This is a genomic window from Knoellia altitudinis, assembly GCF_042666355.1.
GTDB classification, from domain to species: domain Bacteria; phylum Actinomycetota; class Actinomycetes; order Actinomycetales; family Dermatophilaceae; genus Knoellia; species Knoellia altitudinis.
The window spans coordinates 703,273-730,111 of record NZ_JBHTDK010000001.1; the positions used below are offsets into that span (position 1 = coordinate 703,273).

23 protein-coding genes are annotated in these 26,839 nt (G+C 69.5%); 8 read left to right on the forward strand and 15 right to left on the reverse strand.

The genetic code is table 11. The features are described from left to right. Positions 1 to 73: 73 nt before the first annotated feature. The 6 genes from ACFQW8_RS03225 to dapE form a co-directional block, all read right to left on the reverse strand. Positions 74 to 1,375, reverse strand: a complete 1,302-nt coding sequence (locus ACFQW8_RS03225; protein WP_380085537.1) for a hypothetical protein — start codon at positions 1,373 to 1,375, stop codon at positions 74 to 76. Next, positions 1,372 to 3,489, reverse strand: a complete 2,118-nt coding sequence (locus ACFQW8_RS03230) for a hypothetical protein (RefSeq protein ID WP_380085538.1) — start codon at positions 3,487 to 3,489, stop codon at positions 1,372 to 1,374. Before ACFQW8_RS03230 ends, ACFQW8_RS03225 begins: the two co-directional genes overlap by 4 nt. Further along, positions 3,486 to 3,905 carry an SRPBCC family protein gene (locus tag ACFQW8_RS03235; protein WP_380085539.1) on the reverse strand — a complete coding sequence of 140 codons (420 nt, stop codon included), beginning with the start codon at positions 3,903 to 3,905 and terminating at the stop codon, positions 3,486 to 3,488. Before ACFQW8_RS03235 ends, ACFQW8_RS03230 begins: the two co-directional genes overlap by 4 nt. After that, the gene (locus ACFQW8_RS03240) at positions 3,886 to 4,179 is read right to left on the reverse strand and encodes a hypothetical protein (RefSeq protein ID WP_380085540.1); all 294 of its coding nucleotides are present in this window, start codon (positions 4,177 to 4,179) and stop codon (positions 3,886 to 3,888) included. The genes ACFQW8_RS03235 and ACFQW8_RS03240 overlap by 20 nt, the downstream gene beginning before the upstream one ends. Before the next feature lie 21 nt (positions 4,180 to 4,200). Next, positions 4,201 to 4,935: an LOG family protein gene (locus ACFQW8_RS03245; RefSeq protein ID WP_380088576.1), complete on the reverse strand. Its 735-nt coding sequence runs from the start codon at positions 4,933 to 4,935 to the stop codon at positions 4,201 to 4,203. 81 nt (positions 4,936 to 5,016) lie between these two features. Next, positions 5,017 to 6,099: a succinyl-diaminopimelate desuccinylase gene (gene dapE, locus ACFQW8_RS03250; RefSeq protein ID WP_380085541.1), complete on the reverse strand. Its 1,083-nt coding sequence runs from the start codon at positions 6,097 to 6,099 to the stop codon at positions 5,017 to 5,019. A gap of 93 nt (positions 6,100 to 6,192) precedes the next feature. Here dapE and dapD point away from each other — a divergent pair, with 93 nt between their 5' ends. The 4 genes from dapD to ACFQW8_RS03270 all read left to right on the forward strand — a co-directional run bounded on the left by dapD (position 6,193) and on the right by ACFQW8_RS03270 (position 11,308). After that, complete coding sequence (dapD, locus tag ACFQW8_RS03255; RefSeq protein ID WP_380085542.1) at positions 6,193 to 7,116, forward strand: 2,3,4,5-tetrahydropyridine-2,6-dicarboxylate N-succinyltransferase; 924 nt, start codon at positions 6,193 to 6,195, stop codon at positions 7,114 to 7,116. Next, entirely contained in the window at positions 7,116 to 7,997 is an 882-nt protein-coding gene (locus ACFQW8_RS03260; protein WP_380085543.1) for a hypothetical protein, read from the forward strand. The genes dapD and ACFQW8_RS03260 overlap by 1 nt, the downstream gene beginning before the upstream one ends. Positions 7,998 to 8,280: 283 nt before the next feature. Then, positions 8,281 to 8,862 carry a TetR/AcrR family transcriptional regulator gene (locus ACFQW8_RS03265; RefSeq protein ID WP_380085544.1) on the forward strand — a complete coding sequence of 194 codons (582 nt, stop codon included), beginning with the start codon at positions 8,281 to 8,283 and terminating at the stop codon, positions 8,860 to 8,862. A gap of 82 nt (positions 8,863 to 8,944) precedes the next feature. Beyond that, the gene (locus ACFQW8_RS03270) at positions 8,945 to 11,308 is read left to right on the forward strand and encodes an MMPL family transporter (RefSeq protein WP_380085545.1); all 2,364 of its coding nucleotides are present in this window, start codon (positions 8,945 to 8,947) and stop codon (positions 11,306 to 11,308) included. A gap of 143 nt (positions 11,309 to 11,451) precedes the next feature. Here ACFQW8_RS03270 and ACFQW8_RS03275 read toward each other — a convergent pair whose 3' ends face one another. The 3 genes from ACFQW8_RS03275 to fdxA form a co-directional block, all read right to left on the reverse strand. Continuing rightward, positions 11,452 to 12,750 (reverse strand): citrate synthase, encoded by a 1,299-nt coding sequence (locus ACFQW8_RS03275; RefSeq protein WP_380085546.1) that lies wholly within the window; start codon positions 12,748 to 12,750, stop codon positions 11,452 to 11,454. A gap of 112 nt (positions 12,751 to 12,862) precedes the next feature. Next, positions 12,863 to 13,999, reverse strand: coding sequence for a succinyldiaminopimelate transaminase (gene dapC / locus ACFQW8_RS03280; RefSeq protein WP_380085547.1), 1,137 nt, complete (start codon positions 13,997 to 13,999; stop codon positions 12,863 to 12,865). An 87-nt stretch (positions 14,000 to 14,086) separates the two neighbouring features. Continuing rightward, the gene (gene fdxA, locus ACFQW8_RS03285; RefSeq protein WP_380085548.1) at positions 14,087 to 14,413 is read right to left on the reverse strand and encodes a ferredoxin; all 327 of its coding nucleotides are present in this window, start codon (positions 14,411 to 14,413) and stop codon (positions 14,087 to 14,089) included. 20 nt (positions 14,414 to 14,433) lie between these two features. Between fdxA and ACFQW8_RS03290 the strand changes: the two genes are divergently transcribed. Beyond that, positions 14,434 to 15,483 carry a GNAT family N-acetyltransferase gene (locus tag ACFQW8_RS03290; protein WP_380085549.1) on the forward strand — a complete coding sequence of 350 codons (1,050 nt, stop codon included), beginning with the start codon at positions 14,434 to 14,436 and terminating at the stop codon, positions 15,481 to 15,483. Between the two features lie 9 nt (positions 15,484 to 15,492). Here ACFQW8_RS03290 and ACFQW8_RS03295 read toward each other — a convergent pair whose 3' ends face one another. Genes ACFQW8_RS03295 through ACFQW8_RS03320 form a run of 6 tightly spaced genes read right to left on the reverse strand, consistent with a single transcriptional unit; the run spans position 15,493 to position 22,841 of the window. Next, positions 15,493 to 17,208 (reverse strand): VanW family protein, encoded by a 1,716-nt coding sequence (locus ACFQW8_RS03295; RefSeq protein WP_380085550.1) that lies wholly within the window; start codon positions 17,206 to 17,208, stop codon positions 15,493 to 15,495. A 38-nt stretch (positions 17,209 to 17,246) separates the two neighbouring features. Next, positions 17,247 to 17,753: a flavin reductase family protein gene (locus ACFQW8_RS03300; RefSeq protein WP_380085551.1), complete on the reverse strand. Its 507-nt coding sequence runs from the start codon at positions 17,751 to 17,753 to the stop codon at positions 17,247 to 17,249. Further along, positions 17,750 to 18,616 (reverse strand): PIG-L family deacetylase, encoded by an 867-nt coding sequence (locus tag ACFQW8_RS03305; protein ID WP_380085552.1) that lies wholly within the window; start codon positions 18,614 to 18,616, stop codon positions 17,750 to 17,752. The genes ACFQW8_RS03300 and ACFQW8_RS03305 overlap by 4 nt, the downstream gene beginning before the upstream one ends. Beyond that, positions 18,613 to 20,418 (reverse strand): ABC transporter substrate-binding protein, encoded by a 1,806-nt coding sequence (locus tag ACFQW8_RS03310; protein ID WP_380085553.1) that lies wholly within the window; start codon positions 20,416 to 20,418, stop codon positions 18,613 to 18,615. Before ACFQW8_RS03310 ends, ACFQW8_RS03305 begins: the two co-directional genes overlap by 4 nt. 40 nt (positions 20,419 to 20,458) lie before the next feature. Continuing rightward, on the reverse strand, positions 20,459 to 22,360 hold the full coding sequence (gene typA, locus ACFQW8_RS03315) for a translational GTPase TypA (RefSeq protein WP_380085554.1): 1,902 nt from the start codon (positions 22,358 to 22,360) through the stop codon (positions 20,459 to 20,461). Positions 22,361 to 22,385: 25 nt separating this feature from the next. Then, a complete protein-coding gene (locus ACFQW8_RS03320; protein WP_380085555.1) occupies positions 22,386 to 22,841 on the reverse strand; it encodes a (deoxy)nucleoside triphosphate pyrophosphohydrolase in 456 nt (151 codons plus the stop codon). A gap of 196 nt (positions 22,842 to 23,037) precedes the next feature. Here ACFQW8_RS03320 and ACFQW8_RS03325 point away from each other — a divergent pair, with 196 nt between their 5' ends. The 3 genes from ACFQW8_RS03325 to ACFQW8_RS03335 all read left to right on the forward strand — a co-directional run bounded on the left by ACFQW8_RS03325 (position 23,038) and on the right by ACFQW8_RS03335 (position 26,833). After that, positions 23,038 to 24,708, forward strand: coding sequence for an ABC transporter substrate-binding protein (locus ACFQW8_RS03325; RefSeq protein ID WP_380085556.1), 1,671 nt, complete (start codon positions 23,038 to 23,040; stop codon positions 24,706 to 24,708). A 98-nt stretch (positions 24,709 to 24,806) separates the two neighbouring features. Next, positions 24,807 to 25,817 carry an ABC transporter permease gene (locus ACFQW8_RS03330; protein WP_380085557.1) on the forward strand — a complete coding sequence of 337 codons (1,011 nt, stop codon included), beginning with the start codon at positions 24,807 to 24,809 and terminating at the stop codon, positions 25,815 to 25,817. A 5-nt stretch (positions 25,818 to 25,822) separates the two neighbouring features. Next, a complete protein-coding gene (locus ACFQW8_RS03335) occupies positions 25,823 to 26,833 on the forward strand; it encodes an ABC transporter permease (protein WP_380085558.1) in 1,011 nt (336 codons plus the stop codon). Positions 26,834 to 26,839: the final 6 nt, after the last annotated feature.

Genomic DNA, 26,839 nt, shown 5'->3' on the forward strand with positions numbered 1-26,839 from the left:
GTGCCGGCGTTGGCGCACCGGTGTCCCGGTCCATTATTCCTGTCCGCGAGGTGGGAGCGAAATCCGGGGTCGATCACGGAGGTCGTGAGCCCCACGGCATGTAGGTCAGCAGGGCGCACGTCCACCAGACGAGACCGGCGAGGATGGGCACGAGGAGGATCGCCACCCGCCTGCGCCAGTGCGTCACGATCCGCTCCCCCGTCGAGGTCCTCATCGCGACGCTCGCGAGCAGTGCGGCGATGGGGAAGTCGAGGAGCAGGAAGCGCCACATGCTCGTGATCGGTCGGACCACGGCAAAGAGGTAGAGCGGGTAGGCGACCGCCCAGGCTCGCACCTCCACGGGGATCCACCGCCCGTGCCGACCGAGGATGAGTCCGACGTAGGTCCCGCAGAGGGCCACGAGGACTGCCGCGCCGAAGGCGCCGCGGGCATCCCACGCCCACTGCAACCAGAGGACGAACGGTCCCGACGCGGGGTTCTGTCCCCACGCCGCCTGCACGTCGAGGAAGGCGGTCGGTATGCCGCTCACGGCACCGACGATCACCGGCCAGGCGATGCCGGACAGCCCGATGACGACGAGCATGGCCGAGGCCGTGACCCGTTGACCTCGCAACGGCAGGACTCCCGCGGCACGTTCCTCCCGGATCCGGACGATGAGGTGGACGAGGGCCGCGACCCCGATCGCTGCGGCGACGCCGCGCGTGAAGCCCAACGGCACCGCGAGCAGGGCGACAACGGCATACCGGCGTCTCATGAGATAGAGCAGCGAGGCTGCGACGAGCACGATCGCGAGCGGCTCGGTGTAGGCCTTGAGCATCACCCCGGTCGCCGGGTAGAAGCACCACAGGCAGGCGGCCACGAGGGCGAGCCGTTCGCGTCCCGGCTGCGGGTCGGCATGGAGCCCGTGGCGGAAGAGGGCCCAGATGAGGACGGCTCCGAGACCGCCCAGGACGACGTTGAGGCCGACCGCGGCGACCGTGAAGGGGATGCCGAGCAGCATCAGTCCCTTCACGAGGAGGGGGAACAGCGGATAGAAGGCCCAGGCACTGTAGGTGAGCTTGCCCGATGCGGGGTCTGCCGGCAGCGGGACCGGATAGCCCTGTGTCGCAACGGTTTCATACCACTCGCTGTCCCACAGGACGAGGAGGTCGCCGACGGTCGGGTCGAGGTGACCCACGCCGGCAGGGTTCTGGAACCACGTGGCGGCGACCCACATCGCGGCCAGTGCGACGAGCCGGGAGACGAGGTAGACGACGAGGATCGTCCGGATCGGGTGCGCCAGGGCGAGAGTGGTCAGGTGCGAGCGTCCGGCGAGGGTGAGGAGGGAGCGCGAGGTCGCGGGAGCCGCGTTCGCCGAGCGGGTGTCGGCACTCATGACCGCAGCTCGCGCACGTCCCACACGAAAACGTCCTCGACCCGGACCGGGTCCCCGAGCACGGTGATCAGCGAGTCCCGCAGGGCCGTCGTCTCGGCGCGCATGGGCAGCACGACGGCATCGGTTCGCCACGCCCGCAGGTCCTCGGCGAACTGGAGCCGTTGCGCCTCTGTCGCAGGTGTGACGGCGTTGGCCGCGTTGACGTCATAGAGCCAGAGGGAGAAGGGGCGGCGGACTGCGCCGTACTGACCGCCGCGGTCGGGCCGGCCGTTGGGGCCGACGAAGTAGCCCTCCACGATCGGGAAGGCCATGGTGTCCGCGGCCAGCTGCCAGTCGAACGCCCGGGCGTCGACGATGTCGGTCGGGGGGACGGCGAGGATCGAGCCGCCATGGCTCCAGTCGCGCCACGCGTCGCCCGTGAAGAACGTCGGCACGGGCGGACGGGGGTCGACGCGGAGTGCCGTCGGGAAGACGGGCAGCAGGGCGACGACAGCCGCCGCAGTCACGAGCCACCCACCCAACCGTGGGAGCCACGCAGGCAGCTCGAGCTCGTCGGCGTCGTCGCGACCGAGCGGGGACCTCCTCATCGCGGCGTCGATGCCGATGGCCAGCAGGCCCCCGAGGGCCGGCACGGCGATCATGACGAAGCGGGTCGGCAGGACGTTCTCGATGACGGGAAGCTGGTCGAACAGCGCCCACAGACCGGGTATGCCGGTGGGCCGGCCGTGGAGGAGCACCTCCTCTCCCAGCGAGAGCCAGGAGCTGACGAGGACCACCGCCGCGAGCGCCTGGACGGCCGGGCGGCGGACCAGGGTCAGCACGATGACGCCGGCGAGCAGCCAGAGCGGCACGCCGAAGAAGGCGTTCTCCTCGGTGCGGTTCATCGACACCGCAGCAGAGGCAAAGGGGTCGGCACCGACGGTTCGGGTCGCGCGGCCCCAGAGCGCCGCTAGGTCGTTGCCGCCCGGCAGGTGGAAGATCGAGGTGTAGCTCTGTCGACCGGCGAACTGCCACCAGAGGGGGACGGCGACGAGCGCGAGGCAGAGCGCCGCGCCCAGGCCCACGCCGGGGAGCGCCCGCCCGACGTCGAGCCTGCGGTGGGCGAGGAGCACGAGGCCGGCGATCGCCATCCCGATCGCCGCGAGCAGCAACGGTTCCTCGCCGATGAAGATCTGCCACGTGACCAGGAGCCCGAGGACCACTCCGTCACGGATGCGTCGCCGCCCATCGCCCTCCGCCAGCCGCAGGACCCGGTCGACGATGACGGGGATGAGGAAGAGCGCGACGAAGTTCGGGTGGCCGTTGGCGTGCGATACCATGGCCGGGGCGAACCCGACGAACCACCCGCCGACCGCGGCTGCCGTGCGCCCGAGGCCGCGCCGGCGGATGAACCAGTACCAGGCGGCAGCCGTGCCGGCCAGTCCGAGCAGCTCGACGACGAAGAACGTGACGTGGGCGCTCGTGGCGAGGGTCAGGGGTGCGAGCGGGATGCCGAGGCCGGTGACCGCGGCGTTGGCCATGAGGTTGACGCCCTCGGGGAAGTTCTGGCGGTCGCTGAAGAGCGGGTTCGACAGCGTCGCGACGTTGCGGGCCGATGCCCCGAAGTACCACTCGAACGCCTGATGGTCCTGGACGCCCTGGGAGAGGTAGCTCGTGGACGTGCGGCCCAGGAGGCCGCTGAGCACGTGGAGTGCGGTTCCGAGATAGGCCGCCACGACGGCGAGGTCGAGCCACCTCCACGTCACCTTGGCGCTCGCCACTCCCGATGCGGCTGGGGCCGCTCCGGCAACCGGGTCCGCAGACGCGACCGCGGGCGTCTGGGATGGCCCTCCCCTGCGGTCCGCGGAGATGGCGGTTCCAGCCAGCGGATCCGCGGACACGGTGGAGGGTGTGCCGCTCAGCCGGGTGTCGTTGGTCGCGATCTGGGCGTCGAGGTGCTCCAGCACCTCGTCGACCCGCGCAACGGGGTAGCCGATGAGCTGGAGGCCGAACGCCTCGTCCTCGCCGCCGTCGGCGCGTTCACCCGTGCCGCCTGCCGGACGCCGCCCGAGGAACCACGCCATGGCCAGGGCCACCACGACCACGGGGGCGCTGAGGAGCAGTGCCCACATCACGGCCGCTCCGACACGAGACGGTCGACCACGCGGCCGAAGACGAGGGGGCCGAGCAGGTCACCGACCGCTCTCGTCACGCGCCGCAGCCCCGGCACCCCGAGCCACAGCTCCTCGGTCCAGGTCAGGCGCGACCCGCCGGCATACGGGGTGACGTCGACCTGCGCCCACCCGGCCAGGCGGCTGGTCTTGCGAATCCGCCACCGGTGAGGGGCGTCCCAGGCCTCCACGACCATCGTGTCGTCGAAGCGGAGCGGCCCCAGGGCCGTCCGCACGGTGAACCGCCATCCGACGCCCGGCTCACCGGCGTCAGCGAGGGTCGTGGTCAACGGGACGGTCTCGGTGTGCTCCGCGAGGGCGGCGACGCGCGACCACAGCTCCGTGGGCGGCAGCGGCGACTCACGCGTCAGGGTGAACATGACCGTCCCGCTCCGCAAGGACCCGCTCCTGCTCGGCGAGGCGATCCCGGCGCGCATCGAGGGCGGCATCGACGTCTGCCGGGACGTAGCCGTAGAGCGTCGTGCCCAGGCTCAGGTGGTCGACGTCGGCACTGGTCAGGGTCGGTGGGAGCTCGAGCGGCGGGGTCGTGGACGTGGGTGCGGCCAGTCCGGGGGCGTCGAGCCGACCCGTGACGACGCCCACCGTGACCACGACGACGGCGACGGCGAGAAGTCCGAGGGCAACCCATTCCACGTGGCTGATCCTAGGTGGCGCTCACTCGGGGTGGGTTCCACTGCCTTCGGCGGCCTTCGGCGCATGCGCCTGATCCGACGCGACGATGGCCGCGACGGCTTCGTCGACGTCGTCGGTCAGGGTGATGAGTGCCAGGTCCTTGGCACTGACTGTCCCGGCCGTCAGGGCGGACGACCGGAGCCAGTCGAGGAGCCCCTGCCAGTAGGCCGTGCCCATGAGGATGATCGGGAACGACGTCACCTTCTGGGTCTGGACGAGCGTGATCGCCTCGAAGAGCTCGTCGAGGGTGCCGAAGCCGCCGGGCAGGACGATGAACCCCTGCGCGTACTTGACGAACATCGTCTTGCGGGCGAAGAAGTAGCGGAAGTTCACCCCGAGGTCGACGTACCTGTTGAGCCCCGTCTCGAAGGGCAGCTCGATGCCCAGACCGACCGACGCACCGCCAGCCTCGCACGCACCCTTGTTGGCCGCCTCCATGGCGCCGGGACCGCCACCGGTGATGACGGCATACCCAGCCCTGACGAGGGCCGAGCCGACCCGTTCGCCGAGCTCGTAGGTCGGGTCGTCCTCCCGGGTGCGGGCCGAGCCGAAGACGCTCACCGCCGGTCCAAGCTCCGCGAGCGCGCCGAAGCCCTCGACGAACTCGGACTGGATGCGCATCACCCGCCACGGGTCCGTGTGGACCCAGTCGGCGGAGCCGGTGCTGTCGAGGAGTCGCTGGTCGGTCGTCTCCTCGGGCACCTTGGAGCGCCGCATGACGACCGGCCCCTTGACGTAGTCCTGCGTCTCGTCCCAGGGCTCCGGTGCGTCAGTCGCTGAGTCAGTCACGGCACCAACCTAGGCGAGCCACCTGAGCATGGCGGCTTCGCACGACACGAGCTGGTCGACGGGGCACCGCTCCTCGTCGTGGTGGGCGAAGTTGGGGTCGCCCGGACCGAAGTTCACCGCCGGCAGACCCATCGCCTGGAAGCGGGCCACGTCGGTCCATCCCTGCTTGGCGACGACGTCCACGCCGAGTGCCTCGACGAACGCCTTGGCCGCAGGCAGGTCCAGGCCCGGTCGCGCCCCCCCGGCGTTGTCGGTGATCTCGAAGGTCAGCCCGTCGAAGACCTCGTGCATGTGCGCGACTGCCTGGTCCTCGTCGGTGTCGGGTGCGTAGCGGTAGTTGACCGACACCGTGCACCGGTCGGGGATGACGTTGCCGGCGATGCCACCGGAGATGTGGACGGCGTTGAGCGCCTCGCGGTACTCGAGCCCGTCGACGACCACCGTCCTCGGCTCGTATGCCGTGAGCCGACTGAGGATCTCGGCTGCGTCGTGGATGGCGTTGTGCCCGTTCCACGGTCGCGCCGAGTGGGCGGCTGCGCCCTTGGTGGTGAGGTCGATGCGCAACGTGCCTTTGCAGCCGCCCTCGACGATGGCTCCGGTGGGCTCGAGGAGGACGGCGAAGTCGGCGTCCTCGATGAGCTCGGGTCGCTGTTGCTGGATGTGGAGCAGCCCGTTGAACTCGCTCTCGATCTCCTCGCCCTCGTAGAAGACGTAGGTGACGTCACGGCTCGGCGCGGGAACCGTTGCGGCGAGCCGCAGCTGGACGGCGACGCCGCCCTTCATGTCGACCGTGCCCCGACCCCAGAGGACCTCGCCCTCACCGTCGGCACCGGGGAGTCGCCGCGTCGGGAGGTTCGGCGGGTCCGTGAGGGGCACGGTGTCGATGTGCCCGGCGAGCACGACCCGCTCGCCGTGGCCGAGCTCGGTGCGGGCGATGACGGTGTTGCCGATGCGCGTCACGGTGAGGTGCTGGAGGGGGCGCAGCGCCTCCTCGATCGCGTCGCAGACGGCGCCTTCGTCGAGGCTCACCGACTCGATGTCGCAGAGCGCAGCGGTGAGGGTGACTACATCGGCAGTGAGGTCGAGCGGCATACGCGAGACCCTATCGAGGACACCGAGTCGGGACGCCACGGGAGCGGCAGACCACGATCGGGGTCATCAGGTGCGCCCCCTAGGCTTGGCGGCATGACTGCGCGCACCGCACACGGCTTCGGCCTCCTCACTCTCCACGGAGACACCGTCCTCGACGTGTGGTTCCCGGCACCCGCACTGGGAGATGCAGGCGACGCGCAGGAGCCGAGCGGCCTGTCGGACCTGGCCGTGTCCGACGACGCGCGCGGCGTGACCCGCGAGGTGCGCCTGGTGGAGATCGATCTCGATGACGCGCCCACGGAGACCGCCGATGCGTGGCTCCGCCTCCACCTGCTGTCGCACCGACTCGTGGCCCCGAACTCGATCAACCTCGACGGCCTCTTCGGTGCCCTGACCAACGTCGTGTGGACCAGCCAGGGGCCGTGCGCCGTCGACGGGTTCGAGCTCACCCGCCTCGGCCTGCTGGCCCGCGGCCCGGTGCAGGTCTTCGGCATCGACAAGTTCCCGCGCATGACCGACTACGTCGTGCCCTCGGGCGTCCGCATCGCCGACGCCGACCGGGTGCGACTGGGCGCACACCTCGCCAGCGGCACGACGGTCATGCACGAGGGCTTCGTCAACTTCAACGCCGGCACCCTCGGCACGTCGATGGTCGAGGGCCGCATCTCCCAAGGCGTCGTCGTGGGTGACGGCTCCGACATCGGTGGCGGGGCCTCGACGATGGGCACCCTCTCGGGTGGCGGCACCGAACGCGTGTCGATCGGCGAGCGCTGCCTGCTCGGCGCCGAGTCGGGTCTGGGCATCGCCCTCGGCGACGACTGCGTCATCGAGGCCGGGCTCTATGTCACGGCCGGCACCAAGGTGACGCTTCCCGACGCCACGGTCACCAGGGCAAGCGAGCTCTCCGGCCAGTCGAACCTGCTCTTCCTGCGCAACTCCGTGACGGGCACGGTCGAGGCGCGTCCGCGCGACGGCCACGGCATCGTCCTCAACTCCGTCCTCCACGACAACGACTGATGCGCTCGACCCGCGGCCGCATGACCCTTGCCGAGGACCAGCCCACTCGCGCCCCCCGGTGGGTCGCCCGCGCCCTCGTCCTCAGCCTCGTGGCGCTCGTCGCTCTGGGAGCGTGGTTCGGCGGGCGCAACCTGTTCCAGAGCGTCCTCGGCCCGCGGTGCCAGGCGACGGCAGCGGGGAACTCGGTCGACTTCGACCCGGACCAGATGAGCAACGCCGCCACGATCACCGCGATCGCCCTGCGTCGTGGGCTCCCCGCGCGGGCCGCGACCATCGCCCTGGCGACGGCGATCCAGGAGTCCAAGCTCCGCAACATCCGTTACGGCGACCGCGACTCCGTCGGCCTGTTCCAGCAGCGTCCGTCGCAGGGGTGGGGCACGGTCGAGGAGATCCTCGACCCCGAGTACACGACGAACAAGTTCTACGACGCCCTCGTCAAGGTCAAGGACTGGGAGACCGGCACCATCACGGTGGTCGCCCAGAAGGTCCAGCGCAGCGCCTACCCCGAGGCCTACGCCGACCACGAGCAGGAGGGCCGCATCCTGGCGTCCTCGCTGGCCGGTCACTCACCCCGGGGCGTCGCCTGCCGGCTCGACGACCCCGAGGGCGAGGCCGACGTCGCGCTCATCGAACGCCTCCTCGACAACGAGTACGCCCTCAAGGCGACCGCGGGCCAGGGCACCTTGACGGTCAAGGCACCCAGTGACCGGATGGCGTGGTCCATCGGCTCCTGGTCGGTCGCGAAGGCCGTGGACACGGGCGTCACCGGCGTCACGGTCGGCGACCGCCGCTGGACGCGCAGCCGCGACTCCGATGCGTGGGAGTGGCAGCCAACGGACTCCCCTGCTCCCGCGCAGCAGGTCATCCTCCACCTCACCTGACGCTGGCTCGCAACAGCCCGGCGCATGCCGTTCCGTTGCGTTGTGGAGTCGCGTGCACGTGTCGGTTCGCCGCAGTCCCATCCGCGCTGCGCGCGTAGAACGCACTCCGCGCTCCCGCCAGACCCAGCCAGCGGCGAACCGGCACTTTCGTGCTCTCCAGAGGTTCCTTCCGCCGCGGCCCGGCGCTGCCCTCCCCGCCCGTCCCTGTCGGTGGCCTCAGAGCTGGTGGAACGCTCTCGTCGACCGATTTGCACTATGTGGGGTGCCAGTGCAAACTTGCACTATGGCCGGTGAGAGTGCAGTTTCGCGTCGGGAGCAGACTGCTCGCCGGATCTCGAGGTGTGCGCAGGAGCTGGCCATCGAGCACGGCTTCGACGGGTTCACCCTCGACGAGCTGGCCGAGCAGGTCGGGGTGTCCCGGCGGACGTTGTTCAACTACTTCCCCGGCAAGGAAGCGGCCGTCCTCGACAGCCCGGACCGCATCAGCCCCGACGACGTGGCCGTGTTCGTCGCCGGCGGACCGGAGGGGCACCTCCTGCGCGACCTCGGCCATCTGGTGACCAACATCTACACCCGCGAGGAGCCGACGCGGGAGGACTGGCACCGCATCCACGCCCTCTTCGAGCGCAACCCGCGACTCATCACCGTCGCCAAGGAGCGGTTCGAGGGGATGGTCACCCAGGTGCGCGAGGCCATAGAGCAGCGTGAGGGACTTCCCTCCGGCCACCCTCGGGCACGGGTGGCGGTCGCGATCATCGTGGGCCTCTTCCACCACTCGATGACCTCCTTCCTCAGCGATGAGGACCGCGACTTCCCCACCGACTTCATGGCTGGTGTCGACGAAGCCACCCGCCTTCTCTCCTGACCGGTCCGCGCACCCACCCAGCTCAGCCGCGCGGCCGATCGGTTCCTCTTCACCCACCTCCACCACAAGGAGCAGCTTCGCCATGGCGACATACCTCTATCGACTGGGCCGGACGGCATACCGTCGCTGGCCGTACTTCATCGCGGCCTGGCTCGTCGCCCTCGTCGCCATCGGCGGGGTGGCGACGTCGATCTCGAAGCCGATGATCGACAAGTTCTCCATCCCCGGGATCCCGTCCGAGCAGGCGGCGCAGCTCCAGCAGGAGCTCTTCCCGCAGACGGGGGACGCGTTCGACCAGGCCACGGCCACCGTCGTCGTCGCCGCACCGGAGGGTCAGAAGCTTGCCGACCCGGCCAACGTGGCCAAGGTGGAAGCGCTGCTCGCCGACCTCAAGGCCCTCCCGCAGATGCCGGCGCAGGACAGCCCCGGCGCCGCTCAGCTCGTGAGCCCGGTCGACTCCGCCGCCGGTCAGCGCGAGCAGATGCTCGAGGCCGCGACCGAGGGGGGCACGTCCGTCGCCCAGGCCGAGGCCAACGCCGCAGCCATCTCTCCGTTGAGTGCTGACGGGCGCATCGGCACGATCACCTGGACCTTCGACGTCAAGACCGTCACCGATGTCGCGCCGGAAACCCAGGACGCCGTCCTCGGCGCGCTGGACACTGCGCGTGAGCAGGGACTCACGGCCGAGGTCAACGGTGCCGGGATGCAGAGCTTCGCCCCACCCGGCGGCACGTCCGAGCTCATCGGCCTCGCCATCGCTGCCCTCGTCCTCGTCCTCACCTTCGGCTCACTCGTGGCCGCGGGCCTGCCGCTCGTCACCGCGGTCGTCGGCGTCGGAATCGGCGCGCTGCTCGTCGTCGGGGGGACCGCGTTCTGGGAGCTCGGCACGATGACGCCGACCCTTGCGACGATGCTCGGTCTGGCCGTCGGCATCGACTACGCGCTCTTCATCCTCAGCCGCTATCGCAGCGAGCTGCGACACACCGACGACCGGGCCGAGGCGGCTGGACGCGCCCTGGGGACCGCAGGCTCGGCCGTGGTCTTTGCAGGACTCACCGTGATCATCGCCCTCTCCGCCCTCGCCCTCGTCAGGATCCCGTTCCTCACGACCATGGGCCTCGCGGCCGCAGCGACGGTCCTCGTGTCGGTGCTCATCGCCCTCACCCTCACACCGGCCATCCTCGGCATGCTCAAGGGCAAGGCCTTCGCGGGTCGCGTCCGCAAGGTCAGGTCCGACGAGGGAGAGATCGTCAACAACGGGGTGCGTTGGGCCGCTCTCGTGGGTCGGGCGCCGGCTCTCGTCGCCGTGCTCGCCGTCGTCGTGCTCGGCTCGCTGGCCATCCCCATGAAGGACCTGCACCTCGCCCTGCCCTCCGACTCGACCTCTCCGGTCGAGACGACCCAGCGCAAGGCTGCCGACCTCATGACGGACGCGTTCGGCGCCGGGCGCCAGGGTCCGCTCGTCCTCGTCGTCGACGGGCGTCAGATCAGCGACCCTGCCGAGCGTTCTGCGGCCTACGGCGAGGTCGTCGACTGGGCTGCCGGACAGAGCGACGTGGCCAATGCGCAGATCATCGGCATGAACGAGGAGAGCACCGGCGCCCAGATCCTCATCACCCCCCAGAGCGGCCCGGACGACGAGGCCACGCTGACGTTGCTCGAGGACCTGCGCGGCACCAGCGCCGACATCGAGGCCCGGACCGGCACCACGGTCGGTGTCACCGGCCTCACCGCCATCCAGACCGACGTGTCCGAGAAGCTGCAGAGCGCCCTGCTCCCCTACCTCGCCGTCGTCGTCGGGCTCGCGTTCATCCTGCTGATGATCGTCTTCCGCTCCATCCTCGTGCCGCTCACGGCCACCCTCGGGTTCCTGCTCTCGGTGCTCGCGACGCTCGGGACGACGATCCTCGTGTTCCAGGAGGGCGTCGGCGGGTTCTTCGACGGCGCACCCCTCATGAGCTTCATGCCGATCCTCGTCATCGGCATCGTCTTCGGGCTGGCGATGGACTACCAGGTCTTCCTCGTGACCCGGATGCGCGAGGCCTTCGTGCACGGCGAGAGCGCCCGTGACGCCGTCGTCGACGGCTTCCGTCACGGCGCCCGCGTCGTCGCCGCCGCGGCCGCCATCATGATCTCGGTCTTCGCCGCGTTCATGCTCCAGGACGAGCCACTCATCCAGTCGATCGGCTTCGCCCTCGCGGCCGCGGTCTTCTTCGACGCGGTGATCGTGCGGATGACCCTGATCCCGGCCCTCATGTACCTCATGGGCGACAAGGCGTGGTGGCTGCCGCGCTGGCTCGACCGGATCCTGCCGGACGTCGATGTCGAGGGGCAGAAGCTCGGCCGCCCCGGCCAGACCCCGTCGTCCGAGACGTTCGCCGACGCCCCCGACTCGGACGCGCCCGAGGAGCACGAGCTCGTCGGCGCAGGTCGGCACCGCGCCTGACCCACGACGCAGGTATGCCGTCCACGCACCTTGCGCGGGCGGCATACCTGTCAGGCGATCCGCTACCAGAGGAAAGTGGAAAGGGCCCGGAGGGAAAGATCCCTCCGGGCCCTTCACGTCCCCTCAGGGGAGCAGGAGCTGGGTCAGCGGCTGGTGATGGCGCGGTAGTCGCGCTCCGTGGCCCCGGTGTAGATCTGGCGCGGACGGCCGATCTTGGTGTCGGGGTCCTCGATCATCTCGCGCCACTGTGCGATCCACCCGGGGAGGCGTCCCAGGGCGAAGAGCACCGTGAACATCTTGGTCGGGAAGCCCATGGCCTTGTAGATCAGGCCGGTGTAGAAGTCGACGTTCGGGTAGAGCTTGCGCTCGATGAAGTAGTCGTCCTCCAGAGCGCGCTGCTCGAGCTGCAGGGCGATGTCGAGGAGCGGGTCGCGCACGCCGTCCTTGCTGAGGATCGCGTCGGTCGTCTTCTTGATGATCGCCGCGCGCGGGTCGTAGTTCTTGTAGACCCGGTGCCCGAAGCCCATGAGCTTGACGCCGTCCTCCTTGTTCTTGACCTTCTTGACGAAGGTGTCGACGTCCCCGCCGCTCTTGACGATGCCGTCGAGCATCTCGAGCACCGCTGAGTTGGCGCCACCGTGCAGCGGTCCGGAGAGGGCGTGGATGCCGGCCGACACGGAGTTGAAGAGGTTGGCGTGGGCCGAGCCGACGAGGCGCACCGTCGACGTCGAGCAGTTCTGCTCGTGGTCGGCGTGCAGGATGAGCAGCTGGTCGAGCGCCTTGACCATGTCCGGGTCGATGTCGTAGTTCGTCGCCGGGACGCCGAAGGTCATCCGGAGGAAGTTCTCGGTGAGCGAGAGCTCGTTGTCCGGGTAGAGGAACGGCTGGCCGATGCTCTTCTTGTAGGCGTAGGCCGCGATCGTCGGGAGCTTGGCGAGGAGACGGATCGTCGAGATCTCGACCTGCTCCTTGTCGAACGGGTCGAGGCTGTCCTGGTAGAAGGTGCCCAGCGCGGAGACCGCGGACGACAGGACCGGCATGGGGTGGGCGTCGCGCGGGAAGCCACCGAAGAAGGACTTGAGGTCCTCGTGCAGCATCGTGTGCTGACGGACCCGGTCGGTGAAGTCGTCGAGCTCGGACTGGGAGGGAAGCTCGCCGTAGATGAGCAGGTAGGAGGTCTCGAGGAAGGTCGACCCCTCCGCGAGCTGCTCGATCGGGTAACCGCGGTAGCGCAGGATGCCCGCATCGCCGTCGATGTAGGTGATGGCGCTGTTGCACGAGGCCGTGTTGACGAACCCGATGTCGAGGGTGGTGTCGCCGGTCTCCTTGAGCAGGGCCGAGATGTCGTAACCGTTGTTGCCCTCGGTGGCCTTGATGAGGGGGAACCTGAGTTCCCGGTCGCGGACCTGGAAGGTCGCGGCAGCGGCTGCGTCTGTGCTCATCGTGTCTTCAATCCTCACGTCTCGGGCGAGGTCGCAGTGGGCGTCGCTCGCGCACCATTGACGCTACCCCAGAGGTCCGCGACGACGAAAAGAGCGTCCGCCCACCCGTGGCTCAGCCGGCCGAGAGGCGCGAGGCCGCGGCCCGGATCCGCTCGTCCGGCGCCGTGAGAGCGATCCGCACGTGCTGTCGTCCGGCTGCGCCGTAGAAGGTCCCCGGAGCCGCGAGTATGCCGCGTGCGGCCAGCCGCTCCAACGTCACCCAGGCGTCCTCGCCGGCCGTGGCCCACAGGTAGAGGCCGGCCTCGCTGTGGGTCGTCTTGAGCCCGAAGGCACGCACGCCGGCCAGCAGGACCTCTCGGCGCGCGGCATACACGGCCTTCTGCGCCTCGACATGACCCGCGTCCCCGACCGCGGCGGTGATCGCGGCCTGGACCGGCCAGGGGACAATCATGCCGGCGTGCTTGCGCACCTCGAGGATCTGCCTGACCAGCCGGGGGTCACCTGCCACGAACGCTGCGCGATAGCCGGCGAGGTTGGACTGCTTCGAGAGGGAGTAGACACAGAGCAGGCCCTCGTGCGAGCCGCCGGTGACCCGTGGGTCGAGGATGGAGGGTGTCGTCGGGGCGGTCGACCCGCCACGTTCGGTGCGCCAGTCGAGCTCGGCGTAGCACTCGTCGCTGGCGACGACGACCCCGTGCTGACGGGCCCAGGCCACGACCTTGGCGAGGTGCTCGATGCCCAGAACCTGTCCGGTCGGGTTGCCCGGAGTGTTGAGCCACAGCAGCCGTGGGGTGGTCGACGGCGTCAGCGGGCCGAGAGCGGCGAGTCCGTCCACCACCTGGGGCGTGGCGCCGGCGAGGCGCGCACCGACGTCGTAGGTCGGGTAGGCCGCCGAGGGGAAGCCGACCACGTCGCCGGGGCCGAGCCCGAGCAGTGTCGGGAGCCAGGCCACGAGCTCCTTGCTCCCGATCGTCGGCAGCACCCCGTCAGGGTCGACGTCGGGCACTGCGCGCCGCGTCGCGAACCAGCGGGCCACGGCCTCCCGCAGCGCGGGCGTGCCCCAGGTCTGGGGATAGCCGGGTGCGTCCGACGCCGAGCGCAGGGCCTCCTGCACGACCTCGGGTGTCGCGTCGACGGGGGTGCCGACCGACAGGTCGACGAGCCCAAGACCGTCGGAGGTGGCAACAGAACTCGCCCGCTCCTTGACCGGAGCGAGCGAGTCCCATGGGAAGTCGGGCAACGAGATCAAACGGAATCACCCTGTGTTCTCTGTCGCGATTCCGCGGCGCGCTCCGGGCCTCGCTCGTTCCTCACTCGTGTCCTCACGCGCCTGTCATCACTCCGGGTGCGACTGGGGCGGCAGGTCCGCGATCAACGGGTGGTCCTTGTTGATGAGGCCCATCTTGGCGGCGCCACCCGGGCTGCCGAGGTCGTCGAAGAACTCGACGTTGGCCTTGTAGTAGTCGGCCCACTGCTCCGGGGTGTCGTCCTCGTAGTAGATGGCCTCCACGGGGCAGACCGGCTCGCACGCACCGCAGTCGACGCACTCGTCCGGGTGGATGTAGAGCGACCGCTCCCCCTCGTAGATGCAGTCGACGGGACACTCCTCGATGCAGGCCTTGTCCTTGAGGTCGACACAAGGCTGCGCGATCACGTACGTCATGCGGCCATAGTATGCCGCTCGTGCCTGCCTCCTTCGACGCCGTCCACATCGGTGCCCGTGTCGTCGTGCGCTGGCGGCTCGACCCACCAGGCGACGCCGAGGCCGGCACCCCGTCGATGACCGACTCCGTCGGCGAGCTCGTGGCCCGCACCGAGCACGACGTCACGGTCGCGACGCGCGAGGGCGATGTCGTCATCAGCCGCACCCGCATCGTCGCGGCGAAGGAGATCCCACCCAGACCGAGTCGACGCGGGGCTCCACACCTCGCCATCTCGGTCGCCGACCTTCAGCGCGTCATGGGGCCGAGCTGGGGTGCGTTGGAGCGCGAGGCCCTCGGTGAGTGGGAGCTGCGGGCCTCGCGCGGCTTCACCCAACGCGGCAACTCCGTTCTCCCCATGGGCGATCCGGGCCTGCCGCTCTCGGCGGCCGTCGACCGCGTGGAGGCCTGGTATGCCGCGCGCGGGCTTCCGGCCCGCATGTCCCTGAGCGGTCCCACCGCGTTCGAACCAGCGGACGACCCCGTCGGCGCCGAGCTGCTGTCGCGCGGCTGGACCGTCGGCGTCCGCACCCTCAGCCTCACCACCACGACCGACACCGTCGCCGACGCCGATCCCGGAGGGCCGGACGTCCGGATGAGCGAGGAGCTCGACGACGTGTGGCTGGAGGCTTACGGCCAGACCAGGGCCGTGGTCCCGGTGGCCGTCGCGGGAGTTCTGGAGGGCAGCCCGCGGCAGCTCTTCGGCAGCATCGCCCTGGGGGGAGGTCTCGCGCAGCAGCTCGGCCTCGGCACTCCCGGTTTGCGCGACCCCCGGCCCGTGGCGATCGGCCGGCTGGGCATCGCCCAGGGCTGGGCCGGGCTGGGCGCCGTCTGGACCGACCCGGCGTTGCGCGGGCGGGGCCTGGCCGCCCACCTCACGAGCCGGCTGGCCGCGACGGCCAGGGCGGACGGCATACGGCTCATGCACCTGCAGGTCGAGGCGGACAACGCCACCGCCATCCGCCTCTACGAGCGGCTCGGGTTCCAGCGGCACTCGGGCTATGTCTACCTGACGAACGGACCCACCACCTGAGACCTCAGGTCACTTGGCGTCGGGGTGCGTGCAGGTGACGTCGTCCTCGGGGTTGTAGTGCGTGTTGAACGGCTCGGTCCTGACCGTCGCGCCACCCTGTTTGAAGATCCGCGTCACGGTGACGTCGAAACCCGGGACGGGGTTCTGGGTGATGCACTCCGGCGACGGGTCGTTGATCTTCTTCGGCGGGACGATATTGCGCCGCGGGCTCTTGGACGCGACGACATCCCACTTCTTCGTCCCGTAGAACGCCACGGTCACCTGCCCACCCGTCGAGGAGGCACGGATGTGGATGCCGCCGTCCGTGGTGTTGGTCCAGCGGTTGTCGGGGTAGGGATAGGAGATCGTCGCCTCGCGCCCCTCGGGGTAGCGCGAGATGTAGAAGCCGTGCGCCATGTACTGCTCGAACTTCACTCCGGCGAAGAAGGCCGCGTTGAACAGCGTCGTCGAGACCTGGGAGATGCCACCGCCATAGTTCTCACTGAGTCGCCCGTCCTGGATGACCCCACCCTTCTGGTAGCCCTTCTCCGGGGTGCGGCGTCCCAGGACCTCGTTGAGGCTGAAGGTGGCTCCCGGTGCGACATAGGTGCCGTTGAGCGTCCTCGCGGCGAGCCGGATGTTGGAGACCCGCCCGCCTCCGTTGGCCGGGAAGTAGGTCGTGAAGGTCGAGATCATGCCCTTGGGCAGCGTGGCCCTGGCCTTCTCGGTGGTGAACTCCGGCTGCGAGACCTTCACCGGGACGATCGCAGCGCGCTCCGGTGAGGTCAGTGCCGCCGTCACCGGCGCGACGATCTTGCTCGTCTCGAGCGCGACACCCGTCCGGGACGGGATGACGGTCGGCTGGCCGCTGGGGAACGAGACGGTGGCGTCCCGGGGGTCGGAGGTGGCATCCGCCCGGTCCGCTGCCTTGCTGACGGCAGCGATGATCAGCTTCTCGTCGAACGCCGGAGTGATCTTGCCCTGCGAGTCCGCGGGGAAGGTGATCGCGGGGGCGAGGGTCGCCGCACTGATCTCGAACGTCTTGTCGCCGGCCTTCACGGCGATGGGCCCGGACATCGCCTTGTCGGCGAACTCGGTCCTGACGCGTTGCAGCTCCTCGGCGGAGACCTTGGGCATGGCCACGGTGACCGGGGCCACGATCGGTGTGCTGCGCGGCCACGACTGCGCGATCGCCTCGACCGTGCGGTCGATCTCGATGGCCTGACCCTTGACCGGCTCGGTCATCGTCACCTTGCCGCCGGCCACGGAGATCGCGCCTTCCTTGGCCGGCACCGCGAGAGCCTTGGACGCCTTGGTGACGCTGGCCTTGAGCTTGGCCTCGTCGACGTCGGTCTCGAGGCTGCGGGTCACGCCGCCAGTCAGGTGGCTCACCACGTCGGCCGGGTTGAGGCTGAAGCCGGAGAGGTTGCCGATGGAGGTGTCGATGTCGATGCTCAGACCGGCGTCGGCCGGTGCAAGGGTGGCCGACCTGCCCCCGGCCGTGAGCGTGACCGGCGTCGCGCCGCGCTCGGCGACCGCGGTCGCGAGCGTTTTGCGTGCCTGCGCCGGCTCGAGGCCACCGACCTGCACGCCGCCCACCTTGGTGTCACTGGGCATCCGACCACTGGTGTATGCCGCCACCCCGACATAGCCGGCCACGAGCAGGACGAAGGCCCCCACGACGGCCGCGATGGCGCCGCCTCGGCGCCGAGGCGGCCCCTGCGGCTGGTCGAAAATGTCGGTCATCGGTGGTCCTTGGTCAGTCGGGTGAGGTCAGACGAGGTTCAGGGCAGCGCGGAGTACTGTCCGCGGAAGTGTACGAGGGCGGCCTGCGGATCGCCCGCCAGACGGGCCGAGGCGACCGTCGCGACGATGATGCTGTGGTCGCCTGCGGGGTGCACGTCACGCACACGGCACTCGAGCGAGGCCAGCGCCCCGTCGAGGAGAGGCACGCCGGCCGCGCCCCGCGTGTGCGGAGCGCGGTCCAGCTGTCCGGGCAGGGGGCGACCCGGCGTCGCGAACCAGGCCGCGAGCCCACGCTGACCGGCCGCCAGCAGGCTCACACCGAAGACCTGGGACTCCAGGACCGCGTCGTGGAAGCGCGCATCGGTCTCGATGCAGACGAGCAGGAGCACGGGGTCGAGAGAGACGCTCGTGACCGAGTTGGCCGTGAGGGCATGGTCCTGACCGGAGGCGGTCGTGGTCAGCACGGTGACGCCCCTGGCCAGGCGTCCCATGGCATGGCGGTAGGTGTCGACGTCCACCCCTGCCCCCTCCCCCGTCGTCGTCACCGGGCGTCCTCGACGAGCCCGGGTCGTCGACCGCCACCACCGGGCAGGAGGGCACCGGTCGAAGGATCCATGAGGGAGTAGCCCTCCCGCCCGGCCAGCCGGGCGGCCACGTTGTTGGAGAGCGCGAACCAGCCGTCCCCGACGACGACCTGGGTCTCGTGGAACCGCAGCGCCTGCTCCTGTCGGGGCACGACCTCGGGATCGACGACGGCATGGGTCACTGTGGCGTCGTCGACCACGGACGGTGCCATCGGCTCGGACGGGGACGGAACGGCATACCCCGTCTCACGGGGGACGTGGGCCGCGAGCCACTCACGGTCCTCGACCGCCCACGAACGGGGGGTGAGCACGACGAAGAGCGCCGGGCCAGCAGGCAGCTCGGCCACTGCGGCACGCACGGCGTCGTGCACGCGGATGTGGTCGGGGTGGCCGTAGCCGCCCTCGGAGTCGTAGGTGACGACGACGTCCGGGGCGATCTCGCTGACGGTGGAGCGCATCAGCTCGGCGACCTCGAGGAAGTCGGCGCCGGCGAAGGCACGTGGGTGCTCGAACGCGACCGACCCGACCATGCCGGAGTCCCGGTATGCCGGCCGCTCGCCGTCGGCGTGCGCGCCGAGATAGTGGTGCGTCACGCCGAGCACCGAGACGGCACCCGCGAGCTCACCCCGGCGATGCTCGGCCAGCGGGTCGCCGGCGGCGCCCTCGAGATGGGCCAGCTCGGCAGGGATGACCTCTCCCTCCTCACCGAGCGTGCAGGTCAGGACATGGACGTCGTCCCCGCGGGCCACGTGGTGGAGGATCGCGACACCGGTCGCGAGGGTCTCGTCGTCCGGGTGCGCGTGGACGAAGAGGAGCCGGCTCATCGTCGGACCGCGATGTCAGCGAACTCCACGACCCCGCCGGTGACCTCGTTGGCCGAGAGGTTGCGGACGTCGCTGCCGGCGATGTAGAGGGAGCGGCGCTCGGCGAGGCCGATGTAGGCGCCGAGGGTCTGGAGCCGGACGTCGAGTGCGGTCCAGGCCTCCTCACGGTCCGCCCGGTCCGCGATGGTGTTGATCCGCACGATCTCGGCATTGACCTTGGGGTCGACGAAGTAGCCGTAGTCCCGCCCGGGTCCGGACGGCGTGATGTTGATGGAGCTGTCGAATAGGGCCGGCAGGATCGTGCTGGCCGAGGCCCAGGCCGGCGCCCAGTTCGACCAGAAGACGTCGTAGTTCGCCGCAGCACCCGGCTGGGTGATGGCCGTGAAGTACTCGTCCTTGATCGGGGTGAGCCTGGGGGCGAAACCGGCCTCGGTCCAGCCCGCGACGAGCGAGGCCATCGCCTTGTCGGCCACCGGGCTCGACCGGTAGGCCACCCTGATCGGCACCGGCAGGGTCAGGCCGGCCTTGCCCAGGAGCACCTTGGCCTGCCCGGCGTCGCCGCGGTCGCCGGCCTTGAGGGGGTCTGCGGCGTGCGCCGCCGGCAGCGCCTCGGGGATGAGGGAGGCGGTCGGCCGACCGGTGGACCCACCACCGAGGGCCGTGACGTAGGCGCCCCGGTTGGTGGCGACGGCCAGGGCCTGGCGCGCCTCGACAGATGTGAAGACCTTGCTCCTGACATTGGGCACGAGGTAGTCGACGAGACCCGTGCCGGCCGTCACGGATCGCTCCTTGAGCGCGTCGACGGTGAGGATGTGCTGCTGGATGGCGGGAGGCGCGGAGCCGAGCGCGACGGCGGACTTCGAGTTGTCACCGTCCGCCATGATCTGCTGCGCGACGGTCTGGGTCTCGATGCCTTCCTGGTACTCGATGGTGTTCGGGTAGGCCTCGCGCACCTCGTCGGTCGCAGCCCTCCAGTGCGGGTTGCGAACCCACGAGCCACCGGTGGACGCGCGCCACGGCGCGGCCAGCTTGTAGGGACCGTTGGAGAAGACGTTGAAGGTGCCGTCCCCGCCCTTGTCGGTCGACTTCTTCACCGGGCCGAACGCCGCCTGGGTCACCATCTCGTTGAAGTCGCTCACCGGCGCGCTGAGCGTGAACGTGATCGTCGTGCCACGGCAGACGACGGCCTTGTCGTATGCCGCGCGGCCGGGGTCGTTCGGTGCCGCCTTGACGAACGGGCCGGCATAGATGGGCGTGCCGTCCGGCTTCTTGGGGACGGAGAGGACGGCGAGGGCGTCGGTCGAACCACCGGTGATGAAGTCGGTGCTGAACGTGCGCGAGATGCCGTACTTGACGTCCTCGCACGTGACGGCGCTGCCGTCCTCCCAGGCGATGCCCTCGCGCAGGGTGAACGACCAGGCGGTGAGGTTCTTGTTGGGCGTGCCCGTGTCGGTCGCGAGGTCACCCACGAGACGCGACTGGGTCCGCGCGTCCGTGCTGGGCTGGTAGGCGGTCAGGGTCCGCAGGAAGGTGCGCCCGGCGAACGCGGCGTCGTCGCGCGCCCCGATGCGCTGCGGGTCCCAGCTGAGCACCGGACCCAGCGAGAGCGCCTTGAGGGTGCCGCCGCGCTCGTCGGTGCGCTCGTGGGACGCGGTCACCGCCGGCGTCGTCGGCGGGTCGCCGCCGGCCAGGACGCTGCATCCCCCAGCTGTCCCCAGGACCACCACGATGAACAGCCCGACCAGCGCCCGGACGTGAGCCCGCTGCGGCCGTGGGTGGTGGCGTCGGATGGGGCTGCTCACGTGCTGCACTTCCTGGGAGGGGTCGTGGTGGCGCGTCAGGTCAGGCCTTGCGACCGCGGGAGGCCGTGCGGCCGCGGACCGTCTGGTCGAGCTCGACCTTGCGGATGCGGACGGCCTCGGGCGTCACCTCGACGCACTCGTCCTCGCGGCAGAACTCGAGGGCCTGCTCGAGCGTCAGCCGGCGGGGCGGGACGACCTTCTCGAAGTTGTCGGCGGAGGAGGCACGCACGTTGGTGAGCTTCTTCTCCTTGGTGATGTTGACGTCCATGTCGTCGGCGCGGGAGTTCTCGCCGACGATCATGCCCTCGTAGACCTCGGTCGCGGGCTCGACGAACAGCGTGCCGCGCTCCTGCAGGTTGACCATGGAGTAGGCGGTCACCGGGCCGGTGCGGTCGGCGACCAGCGAGCCCGACGTGCGCGTCGTGATGGTGCCGAACCACGGCTCGTAGGACTCGAACACGTGGTGCGCGATGCCCGCACCACGGGTGTCCGTGAGGAACTGCGTGCGGAACCCGATGAGGCCGCGCGAGGGCACGAGGAACTCCATGCGGACCCAGCCGGTGCCGTGGTTGGTCATCTGCTCCATGCGGCCCTTGCGCGCCGCGAGGAGCTGGGTGATGGCGCCGAGGTACTCGTCCGGGGTGTCGATGGTGAGGCGCTCGACCGGCTCGTGCAGCTTGCCGTCGATCTGCTGGGTGACCACCTGCGGCTTTCCGACGGTGAGCTCGAAGCCCTCGCGCTTCATCTGCTCGACGAGGATCGCCAGCGCCAGCTCGCCACGGCCCTGGACCTCCCAGGCGTCGGGGCGCTCGGTGGGCAGGACCCGGAGCGAGACGTTGCCGACGAGCTCCTTGTCGAGGCGGTCCTTGACCATGCGGGCGGTGACCTTGGAGCCACGGACCTTGCCGACCATCGGGCTGGTGTTGGTGCCGATCGTCATCGAGATGGCCGGCTCGTCGACCGTGATGATCGGGAGGGCGATGGGGTTCTCGGCGTCGGCGATCGTGTCACCGATCATGATGTCGGGGATGCCGGCGATGGCGATGATGTCACCGGGGCGGGCAGACTTGCCGTCCTCGAGCGGCTTGCGCTCGAGGGCCTCGGTCATGAGCAGCTCGGTGATCTTGACGCGCTCGATGCTGCCGTCGTGCTTGCACCACGCGACCTGCTGGCCCTTCTTGATCTCGCCGTTGAAGACGCGCAGCAGTGCGAGGCGACCGAGGAAGTTGGACGCGTCGAGGTTGGTGACGTGCGCCTGCAGGGGCGTCTCGGTGTCGTAGGTCGGCGCGGGGATCGTGTCGATGATCGTGGCGAAGAGTGCCGTGAGGTCCTCACCGTCGGGCAGGCCACCGTTGTCCGGACGCGCCATGGATGCGCGGGCGTTCTTGGCGGAGGCGTAGACGATCGGGAACTCGATCTGCTCCTCGGTCGCGTCGAGATCCATGAAGAGCTCGTAGACCTCGTCGACGACCTCCTGGATGCGGGAGTCGGGGCGGTCGACCTTGTTGATGCAGAGGATGACGGGCATGTGCGCGGCGAGGGCCTTGCGCAGGACGAAGCGCGTCTGCGGCAGGGGGCCCTCGGACGCGTCGACGAGGAGGACGACGCCGTCGACCATGGACAGGCCGCGCTCGACCTCGCCACCGAAGTCGGCGTGACCGGGGGTGTCGATGATGTTGATCGTCAGGCCGTCGGCCAGGCCGGCGTCGACCGCGGCCTTGCCCGCGTAGTGCACCGCGGTGTTCTTGGCGAGGATCGTGATCCCCTTCTCGCGCTCGAGGTCACCGGAGTCCATGACGCGTTCGCCGGTGGACTCGACGGTGGCACGGGCCTCGAAGGCGCCTGACTCCCAGAGCATCTTGTCGACCAGAGTGGTCTTTCCGTGGTCGACGTGCGCGACGATGGCGACGTTACGGATGTCGTCGCGAGTAGTGGTGGGCATGATGCCAAGTCTCTCAGGACTTGCCTCATTGACGAAAACGGCGGCAATCTGCCGCCAGCGCCTCTATCGCACGGACGATCGGGAGGTCCGCCGGGAGCCACGCGACGGCATACAGGTCGTCCGCCGGCAGCCAGCGCAGCTCGTCGTGGTCCTCGAGCGGTTCGGGCACGCCGTCGGTGATCTGGGCGAGGAACACAGACATGGCGTATGCCGTGCCGAGCGGCCAGCGCCCCCGGTCCAGAGGACCTTCGACGAGGTCGCCCACGACGACCTCGACGCCCAGCTCCTCCGCCAGCTCACGGTGGAGGGCATCGACCGGGCTCTCGCCCGGGTCGACCTTGCCACCGGGCAGCTCCCAGCCACCGGCGAGGTCGGGTGGCTCGGTGCGGCGGGCCGCGAGCAGCAGGCCCGGTCGCCCCAGGTCGTCGACCACCGCCCCTGCGACGACCTCGACGGGGTCCTTCGCGTCGTCCGTGCTCACGCGGCAGCTCCTCCTGACCTCTGGGTCTCACTCCGATAAACAATGTGCGAGCGCCAGACCAGCGCCGATGAATGTCGCTATGGTCAACCCGACCGGTGCAGAGAGGCACGCCACAGCCGCTTCCCTGCAGTCGGTCGCACCATCCTTCGGGGGTCAACCGTGGCTCTCGAGGTTCGCACATCCAAGCGAGGTATCGATGACGTTCAAGCGCAAGGCGACCCCGATCGCCGTGCTGACGGCTGCCGCGCTGGCCATGACGGCCTGCGCCCAGTCCGACCGTGAAGAAGACCCCGGAACCGGCGCGAGCAGTGACGGTGGCACGTCCACCTTCACCTTCGGCGCCGCTGGCGCCCCGGCCGTGTTGGACCCGTTCTATGCCACTGACGGTGAGACCTTCCGGGTCACCCGGCAGATGTTCGAGGGCCTGGTCGGCATCAAGGCAGGCAGCGCGGAGATCGAGCCCGAGCTCGCCGAGAAGTGGGAACCCGACGCCTCGGGGACCAACTGGACGTTCACCCTGCGTGAGGGCGTGAAGTTCACCGACGGTGAGCCGTTCAACGCCGACGCCGTGTGCAAGAACTTCGAGCGCATGTTTGACCAGAACGACGCCGGCCAGGTCCGCGGCGAGTACTGGGCCAACACCTTCGGTGCGTTCAAGGCCAAGGCCGCCGAGTCGCTCTACAAGGGCTGCGAGGCCAAGGACGAGAAGACCGTGATCCTCTCGGTCACCCGTCCCACCTCCGGCTTCCCGACCTTCCTCTCGCTCGAGTCGCTGTCGATGCAGTCGCCCAAGGCGATGGAGGCCGGCAAGGCCAACGAGATCGCGGCGCAGGGCGAGGGCTTCACCTTCCCGGCCTACTCGTCGGCCCCGGTCGGCACCGGCCCCTACAAGCTGGACAAGTACGACGAGGCCAACAAGACGGTCACGCTCGTGCGCAACGACGACTACTACGGCGAGAAGGCCAAGAACGCCAAGGTCGTCTTCAAGATCATCCCCGACGAGAGCACCCGTCGCCAGGAGCTGCAGGCCAAGAGCATCAACGGCTACGACCTGCCCAACCCGGCCGACTGGAAGGGCCTCGAGGGCGAAGGCAACAAGCTCGAGATCCGCAAGCCGTTCAACGTCTTCTACGTCGGGCTCAACCCGGCCAAGAACCCGAAGCTGCTCGACCTCAAGGTTCGCAAGGCCATCTACCAGGCCATCAACCGCGAGCAGCTCGTCAAGACCCAGCTGCCCGAGGGCGCCACGGTCGCGACGCAGATGATGCCCGACACCGTCAGCGGCTACAACAAGTCGCTCGAGGCCACGAAGTACGACCCCGCAGCGGCCAAGGCGGCCATTGCTGCGGCCGGTGGCCTGACGCTGAACTTCGCCTACCCGTCCGAGGTCACGCGGCCCTACATGCCCAACCCGCAGAAGCTGTACCAGGCCATGGTCACGGACCTCGAGGCCGCTGGCATCACGGTCAAGCAGTCCACCAAGCCCTGGAACGGCGGCTACCTCGACGGTGTCGACGCAGGCGCCTACGACGCGTTCCTGCTCGGCTGGACCGGCGACTACGACTCGGCTGCGAACTTCATCGGGACGTTCTTCGGCAACCTCGCCCAGAACAACTTCGGTCTGGCCAAGCAGAGCTTCGGTAAGACCCTGGCGGCCGACCTGGCCAAGGCTGACTCGATCGTCGACGAGGCCGAGCGCACCGCGGCCTACGAGAAGCTCAACCAGCAGATCCAGGAGGAGTACCTCCCGGCCCTCGCGATCAGCCACTCCCCACCGGCACTCGTCGTGGGTGAGGGAGTCGAGGGTGTCATCGCTTCACCCCTCACGGCAGAGGAGTTCAGCTCGGTGACCGTCGGCGGCAAGTGACCGCTCCGGCTCACCAGCATTGACGCAGTGGCCGTCCCGGCGAAGGATCGCCGGGACGGCCACCGTCATGACCACTGCCATTCCCCTGGGAGGTTTGCGTGCTGAGGTTCATCGTCAGGCGCTTGATTCAGATGGTCGCTGTCCTGGCGGTCCTCTCGTTGTTGTTGTTCATGTGGCTCAAGTCGCTCCCCGGAGGCACTGTCTCCGCGCTGCTCGGCGAGCGCGCCACCGCGGAGTCCAGGGCCGCCCTTGCCAAGGTGCTAGGCCTCGACCAGCCCCTCTGGTCGCAGTACGTCAGCTTCCTCGGCCGTATCCTCAAGGGTGACTTCGGGGTGTCCAACGGAGTCCTCATCGGACGTGACGCCCTCGACATCTTCCTTCAGCGCATGCCGGCCACGATCGAGCTGAGCACGTTCGCCATGATCATCGCGGTGTCCCTCGGCATCCCGCTCGGCTACTTCGCGGCCCGCCGCCACGGCTCGTTCCTCGACAACCTCTCGGTCATCACGTCGCTGGTCGGCGTGGCGATCCCGGTGTTCTTCCTGGCGTTCCTGCTCAAGTACATCTTCGCGCTCGAGCTCGGCTGGCTGCCGGTCTCCGGGCGTCAGGACAGCCAGCTCGGGGCCACCCGCGTGACGGGGTTCTTCGTCCTCGACGGACTCATCACCCGCGAGTTCGATGCCGCTTGGGACGCGTTCAAACACCTCATCCTCCCGGCGGTGGCCCTCTCGAGCATCCCCTTCGCCGTGATCTTCCGGATCACGCGGGCGGCCGTCCTCGACGTCGTCGGTGAGGACTACATCCGCACGGCGGAGTCCAAGGGCCTCACCAACCGGATCATCCGAGGCCGCCACATCCTGCGCAACGCCATGCTGCCGGTGACGACGACGATCGGTCTGCAGATCGGCGGGCTCCTCGCCGGGGCGGTGCTCACCGAACAGGTCTTCTCCTGGGGAGGGATCGGCAGCACCTTGGCCGAGGCCTTCACCAAACGCGACTATCCCGTGCTGCAGGTCGTCATCCTCGCCGCCGCCGCGACCTACGTCATCGTCAACCTCCTGGTCGACATCGCCTATGCGGTCATCGACCCCCGAGTCAGGACGAGGTGACCCTGATGACCAACTCCCCCATGGACCCTCGACCCAACGCCAGGAAGGACCGGATCGACTCGCTCGCGGCCACCGCGGGCGCCACCGGGACGGCCGTCAAGGACGTGCGGATCGACACCGCAGGAAGCGTCAAGGACACCGGCGGCGTCTCGCTCATCGCGAGCGCGTGGGCCCGCCTGCGCCGCAACCCGGTCTTCCTGTTCGGCGCGACCATCACCCTGCTGTTCGTCGTCCTTGCCCTCATCTCGCCGTGGATCGCTCCGAACGACCCGGCGCAGCGGATCCAGGCGCTGCTCGAGCAGCAGAGCCCTTCGAACCCGGTCCCCGGATCCGCTCCCGGCTATCCGCTGGGGGCCGATGACTTCGGTCGTGATCTCCTCTCGCGACTCATCGTCGGGGCGCGCCAGACCCTCATCGTGGGCGTCTTCGCGACCCTCTTCGGACTTGCGGGCGGCCTCGTCCTCGGCACCCTCGCGGGCGCCCTCGGCGGGTGGGTCGACTCGCTCGTCATGCGCGTGGTCGACGTCATGCTCTCCATCCCCTCGCTGCTGCTGGCCGTCTCCATCGCGGCCCTGGCGCCAAGGCCGTCTCAGTGGACCGTCATCATCGCCATCGCGACCGTGCAGGTCCCCGTGTTCGCCAGACTTCTGCGCGGCTCGATGCTCGCCCAACGCTCCAGCGACCACGTGCTGGCTGCTCGTGCCCTTGGCGTGAAGCAGAGTGCGATCGTCTTCCGGCACATGCTGCCGAACTCGCTCGGCCCGGTCATCGTCCAGTCCACCCTCGTCCTCGCGACGTCCATCATCGACGCAGCCGCCCTGTCCTTCCTGGGACTGGGCAACCCCGACGACCGCCAACCCGAGTGGGGCCAGATGCTGGGGCAGGCACAGAAGTGGCTCGCGGACTACCCGCACCTGGCCTTCTACCCGGCCGCGTGCATCATCGTCGTCGCGCTCGGATTCACCCTCATGGGTGAGTCGCTGCGCGAGGCACTCGACCCCAAGAGCCGGAGGTGATCTGGA